Genomic DNA, 19,208 nt, shown 5'->3' on the forward strand with positions numbered 1-19,208 from the left:
GACATGGCGGTCCCGTGGGGCTGGTGCCCACGCCCCGGCCGTGTAAGCGGTGAACTCCCCAGGGGAGGGGGTTAGATTGGCTCGCTGATGGTGGACGGAGCGGCTGGTCAGGGGGCAAGGGCGATGGACAGCGACGGGACGCAGGAGGCGCGGGGTACGCACGCGAACCCGGTGCCGCGTCCGGCGGGGCCGCCGGAGGTGCCCGCGGTGCCGCCGAACGGCCACGGCGTGCCGCCGAACGGACCCGGTGCGGCGTCGGGCGGATCCGCTGTGCCGCCCCGGCCGACCCGGGCGCCAGGGGTGCCTCCGATGCCGGACGGGTCCTCCTTCCTGACCTGGCTGCGTACGCCCCGGCCCGAGGCGCCGCCCGGCGTGTGGCGGTTCGGGCACCGGCCGCGGCCGGCGGAGGAGCCCGAGGAGATCCCCACCCGGCAACTGCTGACCGGGGCACTGATCGCCTTCCTGGTGGGATGGCTGATCTGGTCGCTGCTCCAGAACGGCTACCTCGGCAACTGGTGGTGGGTGCCGTTCGACCTGATCGTTCCCGACGCCTGGCGTGGCGCCGACAGCGGCATCGGCGAGACCGGCACGTTCATCGTGTACCGGGGGTACGAGCTGCTCGTCGCCCTGGCGATCATGGTCGGGGTGAGCCGGCTCGGCCGCTGGGGCGAGGTGTGGCGCCGCTTCGTCGCCCCGCGGTTGCGCCGGCCGGAGTCCCAGGAGGCGCAGCCGACCGCCCAGGACGATCCGGCCCAGTGGAACGAGCTGCGCGCCGCCGGAGCCGTCGACGCCGCCGAGCGGCTCGCCGACGAGGCCCGCTCCGGGCTCATGAGGGACGTCGACCATGCCCGGATCCTCCGTGCCTGGCAGGGCGTACGCACCGGACGGCACAGCCTCGCCACCTTCAGCTCCACCGTCCTGCGGGACGGCGCCGCCGCCTGCCTCCACCCCTCCGGGGAGCGCGACCTGCCGGCGCGGATCGCCCGGCACGACCTGGTCACCGGCCAGGTACGGCTGGGGACCACCGTGGACGACTCCCGCAACCCGTACTCCTACCGCGGGGCGGGCCTCGGCCTCGGGCCCGACCTGCTCGGCACGTCGCTCGTGGCCGTCGGCCCCGCCGGCTCCGGAAAGACCGGTGCCGTCGTGCGGCCCCTCGCCGAGTCGCTGTGTCTGCACGCTCTCGCCGGGCGGGCCGCCGTGGTCGTGGTCGGGGCGGCGGGGGCCGGGCTCGGGCCGGCCGACGCGTACGACGTCGTCGTGCGGATCGGGAACCAGGAGTCCGAGTACGACCTGGATCTGTACGGCGGGACAGGCGACCCGGACGAGGCCGCGGCCGTGCTCGCCGAGGCGCTGGTGGGGGATCTCGCCGATCCGCATCCGGGGAGTGACAGCCGGCGTTCCACGACCGTGCTCGCCCAGTTGCTCGGGCCGTTCCGGGCCGTGCACGGGCGTTTTCCGTCCGTACCGGAGCTGCGGCAGCTGCTGGACGGGGCGCCGGGGCCGCTGGCCGCGCTGCGGCAGGGGCTTCAGGACGCCGGGCAGGAGTCGCTGCTGCGGGAACTGGACGCGCGGGAGCGGCAGATGGGGCAGCCGGGAGATGTCGGCGGGGTGCTCGCGGATCGGGTTGCCCTGCTGGATCGGCCCGCCTTCGCCTCCTTCTTCGACACCTCCGGGGCCACCCGGCCCTTCACCCTCAAGCCCCTCGACCATCCCGTCCGGGTGCGTATCGACCTGCCCGAGCGCGGGCACGCCGACGCCTCCCGGATGCTGGCGCGGCTGGTGCTCGCGCAGTTCACGGCGAGTGTCGCCGTACGGGAGGACCGGTCGCTGTTCGCCTGTCTGCTGCTCGACGACGCGACCGGGGTGGTGACACCCGAGGCAGTGCGCGGCATCCAGCGGCTGCGGTCCGGCAACGCCGGGGTGGTGCTGACCCTGCGCACGCTCGACGACGTGCCCCGGCCGCTGCGCGGGCCGCTGCTCGGGGCCACCGGCTGCCGGATGGCGCTGTCGGGGCTCACCCCGTGGGACGGGCAGGACTTCGCCGAGGTGTGGGGCAAGGAGTGGACCGAGGCCCGGGACGTCACCGACCGGCAGATCATCGCGGAGACACCCGCCGGCAAGGCCGTGCACATGCTGCGCCGGGTGATCACCGGCAAGGCCCCGACCGCGCGGGCGGTGACCGTGCGGCAGGTCGAGCGGGAACGCTGGTCCGCCTCCGAGCTGGCGCACGGGGTGCCGGCCGGGCACGCGGTGCTGTCGCTGACCGACGTCAAGGGCGAGCACGCGCCACCGCTGCTGGTGGACCTTCGGGGCTGACGTCTTCCGGCCGGTGCGGGTACGCGGGGATCGTACGGTGAGGCAGAATCGTCACAGGTCGTTCATACGTGGCGGCCAAAAGTGCACAAAGATCACACACGTCCTGACGCAGACCTGAAGGCCTCATGCCCCCGACGCTCGCCTCGCTCGTCCACCACTCCGCGCTGAAACTCACCGTGCGGGCAGGCGAAGACCGCCTCGACGTGCCGGTCCGCTGGGCGCACGTCAGCGAGCTCGCCGACCCCGTCCCCTACATGGAGGGCGGGGAACTGCTGCTGATCACCGCGCTCAAACTGGACGCCGAGGACCCGGAGGCCATGCGCCGCTACGTACGGCGGCTGGTCGGGGCCGGGGTGGTCGGGCTCGGCTTCGCCGTCGGCGTCAACTACGAGGAGATCCCCAAGGCGCTCGTCGACGCGGCCGAGGAGGAGGGCCTGCCGCTGCTGGAGGTGCCGCGCCGCACGCCCTTTCTCGCCATCAGCAAGGCCGTGTCCGCCGCGATCGCCGCCGACCAGTACCGGGCCGTCACGGCCGGGTTCGCCGCCCAGCGCGAGCTGACCAGGCAGGCCCAGACGGGCGGGCCCGAGGGGCTGCTGGCCGCGCTGGCCTCGCAGGTCGACGGATGGGCCGCGCTGTACGACGCCTCGGGCGCCGTCGTCGCCACGGCACCGGAGTGGGCCGGGCGGCGGGCCGCCCGGCTCACCGGCGACGTGCAGCGGCTGCGGGAACGGCCCGCGCCCGCCTCGTCGGTGGTCGGTGGACCGGAGAACGAGGACCGGGTCGAACTGCACACCATCGGCACGGGCCGGCGTCCCCGGGCGGCCCTCGCCGTGGGCACGGCCGCCACCCTCGGCACCGCCGAGCGCTACGCCGTCCACTCGGCCATCGCACTGCTGACCCTGACCACCGAACGCTCCCGGTCCCTCCAGGCGGCCGAGCAGCGGATCGGCGCGGCGGTGCTGCGCATGCTGCTGGCCGGGGAGCCGGACCACGCGCGCGCGGTCGCCGGGGACCTGTACGGCGGGCTGCTGGACGCGCCGTTCCGGATGCTGGTCGCGGAGCGGGTGCCGGTGTCGGCCTCGGCCGCGCTGGCCCGCGCCGAGGCCCGGGCGGGCGCCCCGGCCGCCGACCGGGCCTCCGCCGCCGTGCTCGCCGCGGCCGACACGAACGGCGACCCCCTCTCGGCGCTCGCCGACGTCATGGAGTCCGCCGCGGCCCGGGCCGGCGAGGCCGTCCTCGTCGTGCCGGAGGGGGAGCGGCTGGTGGTGCTGGCCGCGGACGGCGGTGCCGCCGCGGCGGCCTGCGGGGAGTACGCGGCCGCCCTGGAGTCGGCCCGGGCCGGCGCACGCGAGAAGGTGCCGGGCGGCGAGGGCGACGAGCTGGTCGTGGGCCTGTCGGCGCCGGCCGGGCCCATCGCCGCGTCCGCCGCGTACAAGCAGGCCGAGCAGGCGCTGTCGGTGGCGCGGCGGCGCGGGCGCGTCCTCGTGGAGCACGAGCAGATGGCGGCCGGATCCGTGCTGCCGCTGCTGGCGGACGACGCGGTACGGGCCTTCGCCGACGGGATGCTGCGGCCGCTGTACGAGCACGACGCCACGGGCCGCGGCGACCTCGTGGCCTCCCTGCGCGCCTGGCTGTCCCGGCACGGCCAGTGGGACGCGGCGGCGGCCGACCTCGGCGTCCACCGCCACACCCTGCGCTACCGCATGCGCCGGGTCGAGGAGATCCTCGGCCGCTCCCTGGACGACGCCGACGCGCGGATGGAGCTCTGGCTCGCCCTGAAGGCGACCTCCTCGGACTGAAGGGTCCGTGCGCCAAACCGTAGTGTCCGCGCCCGTCACTGCTACGCCCCGGACAAACGACCTTCGGCCACCCCGCGCCTACCGTTGGACCCGCAGCATCAGGATCACCCCCAACGCCGAAGGGCCGGAACCCCTATGACTTCCACCCACGCCTTCTGGCTCGCCGGCCGCCAGGCCACCGGCGAGGACACCTTCGACGTCACCTCCCCGTGGGACGGGCGGCTCGTCGGCAAGGTGAGCGTGCCGACGGACGCGCAGGTCGAGGAGGCCGTGGCCGCCGCGTACGCCGTACGGGACGAGTTCGCGGCCACCCCGGCCCACGTGCGCGCCGCCGCCCTCGACCACGTCAGCAAGCGCCTCGTCGAGCGCACCGAGGAGATCGCGCGGCTGATCTCCGCCGAGAACGGCAAGCCGCTCAAGTGGGCGCGCGGCGAGGTCGGCCGGGCCGTGTCCGTCTTCCGGTTCGCGGCCGAGGAGGCCCGGCGGTTCAATGGCGGCGAGGCCCAGCGGCTCGACACCGACCTCGGCGGCCAGGGCCGGCTCGCCCTCACGCGCCGCTTCCCGAAGGGCGTCGTGCTCGGCATCGCGCCCTTCAACTTCCCGCTCAACCTCTGTGCCCACAAGGTCGCCCCGGCCATCGCCGCCGGCGCCCCCATCATCCTGAAGCCGGCCCCGGCCACCCCGCTGTCCGGGCTGGTCATCGGCGAGCTGCTCGCCGAGACCGAGCTCCCGGCGGGCTCCTGGAGCATCCTGCCGGTCGCCAACGACAAGATGCCCGCCCTGGTGCAGGACGAGCGCCTGCCCGTGATCTCCTTCACCGGCTCCGAGAAGGTCGGCTACGCGATCATGGACTCGGTGCCGCGCAAGCACTGCACCCTGGAGCTGGGCGGCAACGGCGCGGCCGTCGTGCTCGCCGACTGGGCGAGCGAGGAGGACCTGGACCGGGCGGCGAACCGCATCGCCACCTTCTCCAACTACCAGGGCGGCCAGTCCTGCATCTCCGTCCAGCGGGTCATCGCGGACGCCTCCGTGTACGACCGGCTGCTGCCGCGCATCGTCGCCGCCGTCGAGGCCCAGGTCACCGGCGACCCGAGCGACGACGCGACCGATGTCGGGCCGCTGGTCAGCGAGGACGCCGCCAAGCGCGTCGAGGCGTGGGTCCGGGAGGCGGTCGACGCCGGTGCCCGGCTGCTCACCGGCGGCAAGCGCGACGGCGCCTCGTACGCGCCGACCGTGCTGGCCGACGTACCGGCCGATGTCACCCTCTCCTGCGAGGAGGTCTTCGGGCCGGTCCTCACCGTGCAGAAGGTGAACGGCGAGGCCGAGGCCTTCGCCGCCGTCAACGACTCCAAGTACGGCCTCCAGGCGGGCGTCTTCACCCACGACCTCCAGACCGCCTTCCGGGCCCACCGCGCCCTGGAGGTCGGCGGCGTCGTCGTCGGCGACGTGCCGTCCTACCGCGCCGACCAGATGCCGTACGGCGGCGTCAAGCAGTCCGGCGTGGGCCGGGAGGGCGTGCGGTTCGCGATGGAGGACTACACGTACGAGCGCGTGATGGTGCTCACCGGCCTCGCCCTCTAGCTCATGGGAACCATTTTCATATAGACTGTGCGAAGAGGCCCGGCACCGATGCCTTCCGGTGCCGGGCCCCTTCTTTTACGCCGGCCTGCTCCGGACCCTCAACCGGAGAAGCCGACGTGCGCGAGCCGCAGCGGGCCGCGCAGTCTCAGATGCACGTCGTGCACGCCCGCAGCGGCGACGGACGCGCCGAGCGAGACGTAGTCGTACGGGCTTGACGTGGGTGTCGCGGTCGACAGCGCCGCGAGTGCCGGGCCGCCGTCGAGGGACAGCTCGACCGTGCCCTCACCGGCCACCTCCACCGTCACGCCCAAGATGCCGGACCCGAAGTCGCAGGCGCGGTAGACCAGTTCGCCCGTCGCCCCGTCCGCCGGCGTCACCGCCTCGCCCGACACCTTCGTACGGTCGACGATCTCGATGCCGATCTGCTCGTCGAAGCCGGCCGCGGCCAGACCGCCCGTGACGACCGCGCGCGGCTGGGCGGGCTCGCCGTCGAGCGTGACGGTCGTACGCAGCCGGACGTCCTCGCTGGAGGTCCCGGCCAGCAGCTCGTACGCGCCCGGCTCCAGACGCCACCGGTCCTGGGCCACGTCCCAGAACTCGAAGGCGGACAACGGCACCTGGAAACCCAGCTCCGCCGTCGCCCCGGGGGCGAGGGTGACGCGGCGGTGGTCCAGCAGCTCGCGGCGCGGACGCGGCACGGACGGGTCGACGGCCCGGGTGTAGAGCTGGGCGACCTCGTCGGCGGTGACGTCACCGGTGTTGGTGACCGTGAAGGAGACGTGCACCGACCCGTCCGCCACCCGGGCCGTCAGGCCGTCGTAGGAGAACGACGTGTACGACAGGCCGTGCCCGAAGGGGAACAGGGGCGTGCCCTCGAAGTACAGGTACGTCTGCCGGCTCCCGATCACGTCGTAGTCGAGGAGGCCGGGCAGGTCGGCGTCGTCGGCGTACCAGGTCTGCGGGAGGCGGCCGGCGGGGGAGACGTCGCCGGCCAGCACGCGGGCCAGGGCGGTGCCGGCCGCCTGGCCGCCGTGCGCGGTCCACAGCACGGCCGGGAGGTCCGCCGGGTCGACCGCGTACGGGTACGCGGAGACCAGCGCCAGCACGGTCGCGGGGTTCGCCGCGCGAGCAGCCCGCAGCAGTCGCTCCTGCTGCCCGGGCAGGCGCAGGGTCGTACGGTCCTCGGTCTCGCGGCCGTTGATGTGCGGGTCGTTGCCCGCCACCATCACGACCACGTCGGCCTGCGCGGCGGCCCGCGCCACCGCCTCCTCGCCGCGCTCGGTGACGACCAGCTCGAAGACCTCGGGATCTTCGTCGGCAACCTTCAGGCCGTCGGCGGAGACACACACGTGGCGACCCGTTCCCAGGTGCTTCAGGAGGTGCCCGTTCTCGTGCGGTTCCAGGCGGAACGTCTCCTGGACGATCCAGCCTCCGGGCTGGTCGGCGGAGGCGCGGACGCGGCCGTCCTCGGCGACCGAGAGGTAGCGGCCGTCGGGCGCGCGCAGGGTCAGCACGCCCTCGCCCCAGTCGACCAGCGCCAGCTCGGTACCGGTCGCGTCGGTGACGAGCGCGGGCAGGTCGGTGCGGCCCGCGAGCAGCGCCGGGTCGAGCGCGCCCTCGGCGCCGCGCACCTGGTCGGCGGCGTCCTCGACCACCGGTACGTGCAGGAAGGCGCCCGCGGAGGTCTTCAGCCGGACCCGGTCCACGCCCTCCGCGAACTCCACGCACTGCGCGCCGAACCGCTCGTACAGGCCCTCCAACGGGGTCGAGCGGCGGATGAGCGTGCCGCTGTACCAGTCGCGCTTGCACTCGTCGGCGAGCAGCCCGACCACCGCGACCCGGGTGTCCGGGGCGAGCGGCAGCACCCCGTCGTTCTTCAGCAGCACGATCGCCTGCTCGGCGGCCTCCTGCGCGAGGGCGCGGTGCGCCGGGGTGTCGAACTCGCTGGTGGCGTCGTGCGGGTCGTACTCCGGGTCGAACTCACCCAGCCGGAAGCGGACCGAGAGCTGCCGGCGGACGGCTGTGTCGACGTCGGCCTCGGTCAGCAGCCCGCGCTCCAGGGCGCCGCGCAGGCGTCCGATCATCTGCGAGGAGTCCGTGCCGTGGTCCGTGAAGCTGTCGACGCCCGCCACGAGGGAGGCCGCGGTGGCCTCCTCGTGCGTGTCGAAGTAGTGCTCGGAGTCGACCAGGTTGCTCGGCGCGCCCGCGTCCGAGCAGACCAGCAGCTCCTCCTCGGTCCAGGCGCGCAGATGCTCCCGCAGGTACGGCGAGACGTGGTTGGGGCGGCCGTTGACCAGGTTGTACGCCGGCATCACCCCGGCCACCGCACCCGCCTCGACGGTCTCCCGGAAGGCCTTCAGGTCGTACTCGTGCAGCACGCGCGGGCGCACCGAGCTCGACGTCGTGGACCGGTCCGTCTCGTTGTTGTGGGCGAGCCAGTGCTTCAGCACGGGCGCGGTGCGCCAGTAGGTCGGGTGGTCGCCGCGCAGGCCGTGCGTGTAGGCGGTGGCGATCGCCGAGGTGAGCTTCGGATCCTCCGAGTAGCCCTCCTCGTTGCGGCCCCACAGGGGGTGGCGCAGCAGGTTGACGGTCGGCGCCCAGACGTTGAGGCCGACCCGGTCGTCCTTGGCGCGCATCGCGCGGATCTCCTTGGACACCGCGTCGCCGACGCGCCGCACCAGCTCCGGGTTCCAGGTGGCACCCAGGCCGACGGCCTGCGGGAACACCGTCGCCGGGCCCATCCACGCCACGCCGTGCAGGGCCTCCTGGCCGGTGCGGAAGGCGGAGATGCCGAGCCGTTCCACGGCGGGCGCGAACTGGTGAAGGAAGGCGATCTTCTCCGCCGGCGTGAGCCGCGACAGGAGGTCGTCGATCCGCTTCGCGAACGGCAGGCGCGGATCGCGGAACGGCGGACTGGGCGGCGTGTGTGCGGTCACGTGGGTTTCCCTCTGGGATGGAGCGGCATGACGCTTTCGAAGCGCTTCGATGCTCATTCGACGTGGGGGCGGGTGTCAAGACACCCCGGCGCAACAACTCGCGGCATTCGGCGGCATTCCAAGCGGCATACGACTCAGGTCGCGATCGTGCATACCTCGGAGGAATCTTGGAATCGCCCCTTGTGCACCCCTGGGTGTTCACTTAACCTCGCAGCAACATCGAAGCGCTTCGACTGTGAAGTCCGCCACCCGGTGGTGCGCACTCCTCGTCACGCGTCGGAGTATCGCTTCGGCTCAGCCAGTTCCACTCGAGACACCGCAGCCGACGGCCCACCGCCGGGTGTCCTGGTGCGCCATGAAGGGTTGACGCAATGACGCCGAACGCCGCCTCCTCCGGACCCAGCCGGAGAAGTTTCCTCGCCTCCACGGCGGTCGCCACCGCAGCGGTGGCGGGTGGGATGCCGTTGCTTGCCGCGTGCGGCGGGTCGGAGAGCGGGTCGCGGGACGGGACCACGTCGGGGAAGACAGCGAAGAAGCTGCTGCCGGCGTACGTCGCCAGCAACGTGGTGACGCCGGACATCCCGTCCAAGAACGGCTCGGCGATGGGCTTCACCAGCAAGCTCGACCTTGCGGACCTCAAGACTTCGGTGCCGAAGAAGCTCGGCAAGGGCAGCTCGATCAAGATCATGTCGCCGTTCTGGGGGACTCCGCCGAAGGGCGACAACGCCTACTACAAGGCGATGAACGACCTGATCGGCGTCGACATCACCTGGCAGAACCAGGACGGCGTGACCTACGACGAGAAGCTCGGCGCGGTCCTCGCCTCCAGCGACGTGCCGGACGTCGTGGTCATCCCCAGCTGGAACATGGGCGGCAAGATACCCAGCGCCATCATCAGCAAGTTCGCTGATCTCGGGCCGTACCTGTCCGGGGACGCGATCAAGAAGTACCCGAACCTCGCGGCCATCCCGAGCGGCGCCTGGCAGTACTCCATCTTCGGCGGCAAGCTGCGCGGTCTGCCCCAGCCCGCCCCGTCCGTCGTCGGCATCGTGCCCTTCTACCGCAAGGACATCTTCGACAAGGAGGGCTGGGAACTCCCCAAGTCCCCGGACGAGTTCCTCGCCCTCGCCAAGGAGATCACCCGGCCCAAGGCCAAGGTGTGGGCCTGCGACGACATGAAGTGGACCGCCTTCAACATCTTCGGAGTGCTCTCCGGCAGCGAGAAGCCGCTCGGCTGGAACCTGACCGACGGCAAGATGATCTACCGCGTCGAGACGGAGGAGTACCTCGAGGCGCTGGAGTGGACGCGCAAGCTGTACTCGGCGGGTGTGGTCCACCCCGACGCCAAGGCCGTCAACCAGGGCACCGCGGCTGACCGTTTCACCTCCGGTCAGGTCCTGATGTACAACCAGAACATCTCGGACTGGTGGGGCAAGATGGCCGAGCAGATCGGCCAGAACCCCGACTTCCGCATCTCCGGCATGGACATCTTCGGCGCCGACGGCGGCGACCCCACGCTGTGGGCCGGATCGCCCGCGGGCATCTTCGCCTTCGTCAACAAGAAGGCGTCCAAGGCCGTCATCGAGGACATCCTGGCCGCCGCCAACGTCACCGCCGCCCCGTACGGCACCAAGGAGTACATGCTCACCAACTACGGGGTCGAGGGCACGCACTACTCCGTCAAGGACGGGGTGCCCACCAAGAACGACAAGGGCAACCAGGAGGTCATGAACGCCTACGTGATGCTCGCCAGCCCCGCCCCCACCATCGCGCACCCGGACCTCCCGGACATCGCGAAGGAGCAGGTGGAGTGGCAGCAGCGGATGGGCGCCTTCACCAAGAAGTCCACCTTCTGGGGCATGCAGATCACCGAGCCCGCCCGCTACACGAACCTCTCCAACGACTTCGAGCAGCTGGAGGACGACGTCGTCCGCGGCCGCAAGAAGATCAGCGACATGCAGCAGGCCGTCTCCGACTGGAAGAAGCAGGGCGGCGACAAGCTGCGCGACTGGTACCAGAAGCTGCACGACGACAACGGTTCCGCGCAGTGACCCGGGCCTGAGGCAAGGAGAAAGCCGTGTCCAACAGCACGGTGCCTCGCAGCAGGGCCGAGGCGAAGAAGACCGAGGCGGCTCCCCGGGCGGCGGACGCCCCCGGGGAGGGGCCGGAGAAGGAACTCTCCGGCAAGCTGAGCCTCCGGTTGCGGTTCCGCCGCGACCGCACACTGATCCTGATGACCCTGCCGGCCGTCGCGCTGGTCCTGGTCTTCAACTACATACCGATCCTGGGCAACGTCGTCGCCTTCCAGGATTACGACCCGTACGTCAGCGACAACGGCTTCATCGCCATGCTGGAGAGCCCCTGGGTGGGCTTCGAGCAGTTCCAGCGGGTCTTCGCGGACTCGGCGTTCTGGGACGCCGTGCAGAACACGTTCGTGCTGTTCTTCCTCCAGCTGGTGCTGTTCTTCCCGGTCCCCATCCTGCTCGCGCTGCTCATCAACAGCGTGATCAGGCCCCGGATCCGGGCGGTGTCGCAGGCGATCCTCTACCTGCCGCACTTCTTCTCCTGGGTGCTGGTCATCACCGTCTTCCAGCAGATCTTCGGCGGCGCCGGCATCATCGCGCAGACGTTGCGGCAGCGCGGGTACGAGGGCTTCGACCTCATGACCGATCCCGGGATCTTCAAGTTCCTGGTGACGGCGGAGGGCGTCTGGAAGGACGCGGGCTGGGGCATCATCGTCTTCCTCGCCGCGCTCGCCTCCGTGAGCCCCGACCTGTACGAGGCGGCGGCCATGGACGGGGCCGGGCGCTGGCGCCGCATGTGGCACGTCACGCTGCCCGCGCTGCGGCCCGTGATCGCCCTGCTGCTGGTGCTGCGGGTCGGTGACGCGCTCACCGTCGGCTTCGAGCAGATCCTGTTGCAACGCGATGCGGTGGGACCAGGGGCGGCGGAGGTCCTCGACACCTACGTCTGGTGGAACGGCGTCCGCAACCAGGACTTCGGCTACGCGGCCGCCGCAGGGCTGATCAAGGGCCTGGTGAGCGTGGCCCTCGTCCTCGCCGCGAACAAGGTGGCCCACTTCATGGGCGAGCAGGGGGTGTACAAGAAGTGACCGCCGTCATGGACAAGGCCGCCATCGAGGAGGCGGCGCGTGAACCCCGCTGGTGGGAGGCTCCGCCGAGGCCCGTCTGGGAGGAGGAGCCCAGCAAGGCCGGGGTCGCCGGCAAGGGCATCGTCCTGTTCGGCGCCTGTCTCGCCGTGCTGTTCCCGCTGTGGATCGTCATCGTCACGAGCCTGTCCTCGAAGAAGACCATCACCGAGGCCGGCGGGCTGGTGATGATCCCGAAGGACATCACCTTCATCGCCTACCAGGAGCTGCTGAGCGGCGGGCAGGTGACCCGGGCGGCGATCGTCAGCGTGGGCGTCACGCTGGCCGGCACGCTGTTCTCGATGACGGTGTCGGTTCTCGCGGCCTACGGGCTGTCCCGGAGCGGGTCACTCGGGCATCGCTGGCTGCTGATGACGTTGCTCGCGACGATGTTCTTCGGGGCCGGGCTCATTCCGACGTATCTGCTGGTGCAGTCGCTGGGACTGACGGACACGTACCTCGCGCTGATCCTGCCGAGCGCGGTCAGTGTCTTCAACATCCTGGTCCTGCGCGCGTTCTTCATGGGGATCTCCCCGGAGCTGATCGACAGCGCGCGGATCGACGGGGCGGGGGACTGGCGGATCCTGTGGCAGATCGTCCTTCCGCTCTCGCGGGCCGTGGTCGCGGTGATCACGTTGTTCTACGCGGTCGGGTACTGGAGTGCGTGGTTCAACGCGTCGATCTACCTCAGTGACCAGGACATGATGCCGTTGCAGAACGTCATGATTCAGCTGGTGCAGAAGCAGGAGGCGCCGGTGGGGGTGAGTCAGGCGATCAAGACGGGGCAGATTTCCGGGCTGGCGATTCAGATGGCCGTGATGGTCATGGCGTTGTTGCCGGTTGCCGTGATCTCGCCGTTCGTCCAGAAGCATTTCAAGAAGGGCATGCTCACGGGGGCCGTCAAGGGGTGATGCCCCTTGTGTGAGTTCTCGCCGTAGGGCTGTCGGTTGTTTGTCGTGTGCCGCTGCGTTGTGGCTTGTCGCGCAGTTCCCCGCGCCCCTCAAGCCTTTCCCCAACTCTTTTGCAAGAACCGAGGTATGTCATGCGCACGTTCCCCCTCAGCAGACGCGCTGTGCTCGCCGGGACCGCCGCCACGGCCGCGGTCGCCACCCTTCCGGTCCTCCAGGGGCGTGCCCAGGCCGCCGCCCCCGCCGCAGGCGGCGCCTACCGCTGGCGCAACGCCGTCCAGGGCGGCACCGGATTCGTGACCGGCGTCCTCTTCCACCCCTCCGTCCGCGGCCTCGCCTACGCCCGCACCGACATCGGCGGCGCCTACCGCTGGGACGACCGGACCGACCGGTGGATCCCGCTGACCGACCACATCGGCTGGGACGACTGGAACCTCCTCGGCGTCGAGGCCATGGCCGTCGACCCTGCCCACCCGAACCGGCTGTACCTCGCCCTGGGTACGTACGCGCAGTCCTGGGCCGGCAACGGGGCCGTGCTGCGGTCCGAGGACCGCGGCGCGACCTGGAAGCGCACCGACCTCAGCGTGAAGCTCGGGGCCAACGAGGACGGGCGCGGCTGCGGCGAGCGGCTGCTCGTCGACCCGCGCGACAGCGACACCCTCTGGCTCGGCACCCGGCACGACGGGCTGCTCAAGTCGACCGACCGGGGCGCCACCTGGAAGGCCGTGACCTTCCCGGCCGCCCCCAGCGCCACCGGCCAGGGCGTCACCCTCCTCGTCGCCGCGGGCCGCACCGTCTACGCCGGCTGGGGCGACTCCGACGGCACCTCCGCGAACCTCTACAGAACCGCCGACGGCACCACCTGGAAGGCCGTCCCCGGGCAGCCCGCCGGCACCGCCGCCAAGGTCCCGGTCCGGGCCGCGTACGACCGGCACACCTGCGAGCTGTACGTGACGTACGCCAACGCCCCGGGCCCGAACGGTCAGTCCGACGGCAGCGTGCACAAGCTGCGTACGACCACCGGGAAGTGGACCGAGGTCACGCCCGTGAAGCCCGGCGGGCCGACGAGCGACGGCGGGACCGACGCCTTCGGCTACGGCGGTGTCGCCGTCGACGCCCGGCGCCCCGGCACGGTCGTCGTCTCCACCAACAACCGCTGGGCGCTGGTCGACACCCTGTACCGGACCACCAACGGCGGCCGCACCTGGAAGTCCCTGAAGGACGAGGCCGTCCTCGACGTCTCCGAGACGCCGTACCTCAAGTGGGGCGCCGACAAGCCCAAGTTCGGCTGGTGGATCCAGGCCGTCGGCCTCGACCCGTTCGACTCCGAGCACATCGTCTACGGCACGGGCGCGACCCTCTACGGCACCCGCGACCTCAAGCGCTGGGCCCCGCAGATCCGCGGCCTGGAGGAGGCGTCCATCCGGCAGCTGGTCTCGCCTCCGACCGGTGAGGCCCACCTGATCAGCGGGTCCGGGGACATCGGCGTGATGTACCACGAGCGGCTCACCGCGTCCCCCTCGCGCGGCATGGCGTCGAACCCGGTGTTCGGCACGTCGACGGGGCTCGCGCTGGCCGCGGCCAAGCCGTCGTACGTCGTCCGGGCCGGCTGGGGCGACAACGGCAACGGCGCTTGGTCGAACGACGGCGGTAAGACCTGGGCGCCCTTCAAGGCGCAGCCCGCCATCGCCAAGGACGCGCCGGGACCGATCGCCACCAACGCCGACGGCAGCGTGCTGCTGTGGTCCTTCGCGCACTGGGACGGCACCACGTACCCGGCCCACCGCTCGGCGGACAACGGCGCCACCTGGACCGAGGTCACCTCCTACCCGAAGGGCGCCGCCCCGGTCGCGGACCCGGTCGATCCGAAGCGCTTCTACGCCTTCGACACCGCCACCGGCACACTGCACGCCAGCACCGACGGCGGCCTGACCTTCACCGCCCGGGCCACCGGCCTGAAATCGGGCGACACCGAGTTCCGGCTCGTCGCGGCCCCCGGCCGCTCCGGGGACCTGTGGCTGAGCCTCAAGGGGAACGGGCTGTACCGCTCCACCGACGGCGGGGCGAACTTCACCAAGGTCGGCAGCTGCTGGGCCTCGTACACCCTCGGCTTCGGCAAGGCCGCCGAGGGCGCCTCCTACCCGGCGGTCTACATGGTCGGCTCCACCGAGAGCATCACCGCCGTCTACCGCTCCGACGACGAGGCGAAGACCTGGACGCGGATCAACGACGACCAGCACCAGTGGGGCTGGATCGGCGCGGCCATCACCGGCGATCCGCGCGTCTACGGCCGCGTGTACATCGCCACCAACGGGCGCGGAGTGCAGTACGGGGAGCCCGCCTGATGCCCGGGAGGAAACAGCCCGCTCTGAGCGATGCCACCCGGGGGCGTCTCCTCTTCGGCGGCGACTACAACCCGGAACAGTGGCCGGAGGAGACCTGGCACGAGGACCTCCGGCTGATGAAGGACGCCGGCGTCAACTCCGTCACTCTCGGGGTGTTCTCGTGGTCCAAGCTGGAACCGGAGCCCGGGGCACGGGAGTTCGGCTGGCTGGACACGCTGATGGACCTGCTGCACGAGGGCGGCATCGGTGTCGTCCTCGCCACCCCCACCTCCTCGCCCCCGCCCTGGATGGGCCGGCTGCACCCCGACACCCTGCCCGTCACCGAGGACGGCCGCACCGAGTGGTGGGGCGGCCGGCAGCACTTCTCGCACTCCAGCGCCACCTACCGGCGCTACGCCGCCGCCATCACCGAGGACCTGGCCGCCCGCTACGGCGGTCACCCGGCCCTGACGATGTGGCACATCAACAACGAGTACTGCACCTTCGACTACGGCGACGAGGCCGCGGCCGCCTTCCGCCGCTGGCTGCGCGAGAAGTACGGCACCCTCGACGCCCTCAACGAGGCCTGGGGCACCGCCTTCTGGAGCCAGGGCTACGACTGCTGGGACGGCATCCTGCCGCCCCGCCTGCCCCACTACATGCGCAACCCCGCCCAGGTCCTGGACTTCAGGCGCTTCACCTCCGACATGCTCCTGGAGTGTTACACCGCCGAGCGGGACATCGTCCGGCGTCACACCCCGCACCTGCCGGTCACCAGCAACTTCATGCCGCTGTGGATCGGCCAGGACGCCTGGCGCTGGGCGGCGGAGGAGGACGTCGTCTCGGTCGACATCTACCCCGACCCGCGCGACCCGCTCGGCGCCCAGAACGGCGCGCTCGTCCAGGACATGACCCGCTCCCAGGCACGCGGGCCCTGGATGCTCATGGAACAGGCGGCCGGGCCGGTCAACTGGCGGGGCGTGAACCACCCCAAGCCGCGCGGCCTCAACCGGCTGTGGTCCCTCCAGGCCGTGGCCCGGGGCGCCGACGCCGTCTGCTACTTCCAGTGGCGGCAGTCCCGGCAGGGCGCGGAGAAGTTCCACTCCGGCATGGTCAGCCACGCGGGGGAGGAGGGCCGTACGTACCAGGAGGTCAAGCAGCTCGGCGCGGACCTGGCGAAGATCGCCCCTCAGGTGGCCGGCCGGCACATCACCGCGAACGTCGCGGTCCTGCACGACTGGAACGCCTGGTGGGCCGGCGCCCAGGACGGCCGCCTGTCCAGCCAGGTGGAGTATCCGGACGTGCTGCGCGCCTGGCACCGGGCCCTGTGGCAGGCGCACCTCACCACCGACTTCGCCCACCCCGAGCACGATCTGACGCCGTACTCCGTGGTCGTCGTGCCTCAGCTGTACGCGCTCACGGACGCGGCGATCGACAACCTCCTCGCCTACGCCCGTGGCGGCGGCACCCTCGTCTGCGGCTTCCTGACCGGCGTCGCCGACGAGGACGACCGGGTGCGCCCCGGCGGCATGGACGCCCGGCTGCGGGAGCTGTTCGGTATCCGCACGCTGCACGAGTGGTGGCCGCTGGACGCGGGGGAGACCGTCGCGTGCGAGGGCTTCCGCGGCACGCTGTGGTCCGAGGAGATCGAGCCCGCCGACCCCGACGACACGACCTGCTACAAGGGCGGCGAACTGGACGGCATGCCCGCCGTCCTGCGCAAGGGCCGGGCCTGGTACGTCTCCACGCTCCCGGAGCCGGAGGCCCTGCGCGAGCTGCTGGCCCGGATCGCCGGCGACGCGGGCGTCCGGCCGGTCCTCGACGGCCTCCCCGAGCAGGTCGAGGCCGTCCTGAGGGGCGAGGTGCTGTTCGTGCTCAACCACGGCCGCGAGCCGGTGACCGTCGAGGTCCCCGGCACCCACCACGACCTGCTGACGGGGACGGCCGTCACCGACCGGGTCACCCTCGGCCGCTACGGGGCGGCGGTGCTGCGGCCATGACCGACTCCACACCCGCCCACGGCACGTGGGAGCCGCACCCGGCCGCTCGCTGGGAGGACGGCTTCCTGAGCGGCAACGGCCGCCACGGCGCCCTTGTGTTCGGTGACCCGAACGACGAGCGGGTCGTCGTCACCCACCACACCCTGGTACGGCCGGGCGGCAGGGACCCCCGGCCACCGCAGCTCGCCGCCGGCCTCCCCGCCCTCCAGGACAGCCTCCTGGCGGGCGACACGACCGCGGCCGAGAGCTTCACGGACGGACGGCCGCACCAGTGGGTGCAGCCCTTCCACCCCGCCTTCCAGGTCCGGCTGCGCCAGGCCTCGGGCGACTGCCCCGACTACCGGCGCGACGTCGACTTCACCACCGGTGTCGTACGGGCGGCCCGCACCGGCTGGACCAGCCGCGTCTTCGTCTCCCGCGCCGACGACGTGATCGTCCAGCAGGTCACCGGGCCCGGCCTCACCCTCGACATCGACCTGGACCACCGGCTGCCCGGCGCCCCCGCCGGACTGGGCGTCGGCCACGGAGCCGTCCTCACCCTCGAGGGCGCCCTGCTGAGCCTGCGCGCCCGCTACCCGGACAGCGACCGGGCCTGCACCGGCGTCACCCTGCTCGCCGTCACGGGCGGTACGACGACCCTGGCGCCCCCCGGCGCGCACATCGAGGGAGCCCGGTCCGTGCTGCTCCTCACCCGGGTGCACCGGCACACCGGCGAACTGGACGTGGTCGAGGAGGGGCGTGCCCTGCGCGACCTGCTCACCGACTACGACGAGCTCCTCGGCCGCCATGCCGCCCTGCACCGCACCGCCTACGAGCGCGTCACCCTCGACCTGGCCGCCGACCCCGCCGAACGGGCCCAGCCGGGCTCGGAGTTGCTGAAGCGGCCCCGCAGCGCGGCCCTGCTGGAGCGCCTGTTCGCGGCCGGCCGCTACCACCTGCTGTCCGCGAGCGGCCTCTTCCCGCCCCGCCTGACCGGACTGTGGACCGGCGACTGGAACACGGCCTGGTCGGGAGCCTTCACCAACGACGCCAACCTCAACCTCCAGACCGCGTCGGCCGCTGCCGCCGCCCTCCCCGAGGTCACCCAGGCCCACGCGAACCTGATCCACCGCCAGTTGCCCGACTGGCGCGACAACGCCCGCGCGATCTTCGGTGCCCGGGGCGTCGTCGCACCCGGTCACACCGACGGCGAGTCCGGCCACTCGTACCACTTCAGCCGCGAGTACCCGCTGCACCTGTGGACCGCCGGCGCCGACTGGCTGCTCAAACCCCTCGTCGACCATGACGAGACCCACGGCACCCGCGATCCGCGCACCGCCGCCGCGCTCGCCGAAGTCGCCCTGTTCTACGAGGACTTCCTCACCAGGACGGACGAGAACGGCCACCTCGTCGTCGTCCCGTCCTACTCACCCGAGAACAGGCCCGCGAACGCGAGCTGGGGCACCCTCAACGCGGCCATGGACCTCTCCGCGGCCCGCCACGCCCTGCGCACGGCCGCCGCCTACCACCCGGGCCCCGACGCCGACCGCTGGCAGGCCCTGGCCGACCGGCTCCCACCGCACCGGATCAACGACGACGGAGCCCTGGCGGAGTGGGCCTGGCCGGGCCTCACGGACTCCTACGACCACCGCCACCTGAGCCACCTCTACGGCGTCTGGCCGCTCGACGAGATCACCCCCTACGACACCCCCGAACTCGCGGCCGCCGCGCACCGCGCCCTCGAACTGCGCGGCGCCGAGAACGACTCCGCGCACGGCCATCTGCACCACGCGCTCATCGCGGCCCGGCTCCGGGACGGCGACCGCGTCGCCCACGCCCTCGGTCAGGTCCTGGACGGCGACTTCTTCCACGCCTCCCTGATGAGCGCCCACTACCCGAAGCGGGACGTCTACAACGCCGACGCCGCGCACACCCTGCCCGCCGTGCTGATCGAGATGCTCGTGCAGTCGACCCCCGACCGGTTGGTCCTGCTGCCCGCGCTGCCGACGGCCTACCCCAGCGGCGCACTGCGCGGTGTGCGCACCCGGTTCGGAGCCGAGATCGACCTCACCTGGTCCCCGGACGGCGCGAGCGCCGTCATCCGGCCGGGCCGCACCCACCGCGTCGAACTGCGGACTTCCTCCGGCACGGAATCCCTCCACCTGGTCGCCGGAGAAGACCACGTCCTCACCCTGAGGGCGTGGTAGTTCCCCC

Annotated in this window: 10 protein-coding genes; 9 read left to right on the plus strand and 1 reads right to left on the minus strand. The window is 72.0% G+C overall.

Annotation, left to right across the window (positions count from 1 at the left end):
* Positions 1-123 precede the first annotated feature (123 nt).
* The 3 genes from PV963_RS33290 to PV963_RS33300 all read left to right on the plus strand — a co-directional run bounded on the left by PV963_RS33290 (position 124) and on the right by PV963_RS33300 (position 5,699).
* The gene (locus tag PV963_RS33290) at positions 124-2,319 is read left to right on the plus strand and encodes an ATP-binding protein (protein ID WP_274820116.1); all 2,196 of its coding nucleotides are present in this window, start codon (positions 124-126) and stop codon (positions 2,317-2,319) included.
* Positions 2,320-2,444: 125 nt separating this feature from the next.
* Positions 2,445-4,118, plus strand: a complete 1,674-nt coding sequence (locus tag PV963_RS33295; RefSeq protein ID WP_274820118.1) for a PucR family transcriptional regulator — start codon at positions 2,445-2,447, stop codon at positions 4,116-4,118.
* A gap of 135 nt (positions 4,119-4,253) precedes the next feature.
* The gene (locus PV963_RS33300; RefSeq protein ID WP_274820120.1) at positions 4,254-5,699 is read left to right on the plus strand and encodes an aldehyde dehydrogenase family protein; all 1,446 of its coding nucleotides are present in this window, start codon (positions 4,254-4,256) and stop codon (positions 5,697-5,699) included.
* A 98-nt stretch (positions 5,700-5,797) separates the two neighbouring features.
* Here the strand turns inward: PV963_RS33300 and PV963_RS33305 are convergent, their stop codons facing one another.
* Positions 5,798-8,635, minus strand: coding sequence for a glycoside hydrolase family 3 C-terminal domain-containing protein (locus tag PV963_RS33305; protein ID WP_274820122.1), 2,838 nt, complete (start codon positions 8,633-8,635; stop codon positions 5,798-5,800).
* A 371-nt stretch (positions 8,636-9,006) separates the two neighbouring features.
* Here PV963_RS33305 and PV963_RS33310 point away from each other — a divergent pair, with 371 nt between their 5' ends.
* The 6 genes from PV963_RS33310 to PV963_RS33335 all read left to right on the plus strand — a co-directional run bounded on the left by PV963_RS33310 (position 9,007) and on the right by PV963_RS33335 (position 19,201).
* The gene (locus PV963_RS33310; protein WP_274820123.1) at positions 9,007-10,686 is read left to right on the plus strand and encodes an extracellular solute-binding protein; all 1,680 of its coding nucleotides are present in this window, start codon (positions 9,007-9,009) and stop codon (positions 10,684-10,686) included.
* 26 nt (positions 10,687-10,712) lie between these two features.
* Entirely contained in the window at positions 10,713-11,747 is a 1,035-nt protein-coding gene (locus PV963_RS33315) for an ABC transporter permease (protein WP_274820125.1), read from the plus strand.
* An 8-nt stretch (positions 11,748-11,755) separates the two neighbouring features.
* Complete coding sequence (locus tag PV963_RS33320; RefSeq protein ID WP_425541043.1) at positions 11,756-12,694, plus strand: carbohydrate ABC transporter permease; 939 nt, start codon at positions 11,756-11,758, stop codon at positions 12,692-12,694.
* Between the two features lie 131 nt (positions 12,695-12,825).
* Entirely contained in the window at positions 12,826-15,036 is a 2,211-nt protein-coding gene (locus tag PV963_RS33325) for a WD40/YVTN/BNR-like repeat-containing protein (RefSeq protein ID WP_274820128.1), read from the plus strand.
* Positions 15,036-17,015: a beta-galactosidase gene (locus PV963_RS33330; RefSeq protein ID WP_274820130.1), complete on the plus strand. Its 1,980-nt coding sequence runs from the start codon at positions 15,036-15,038 to the stop codon at positions 17,013-17,015. Before PV963_RS33325 ends, PV963_RS33330 begins: the two co-directional genes overlap by 1 nt.
* Positions 17,012-19,201, plus strand: coding sequence for a glycosyl hydrolase family 95 catalytic domain-containing protein (locus tag PV963_RS33335; RefSeq protein WP_274820132.1), 2,190 nt, complete (start codon positions 17,012-17,014; stop codon positions 19,199-19,201). Before PV963_RS33330 ends, PV963_RS33335 begins: the two co-directional genes overlap by 4 nt.
* Positions 19,202-19,208 lie beyond the last annotated feature (7 nt).

Source organism: Streptomyces coeruleorubidus, assembly GCF_028885415.1.
GTDB lineage: Bacteria > Actinomycetota > Actinomycetes > Streptomycetales > Streptomycetaceae > Streptomyces > Streptomyces coeruleorubidus_A.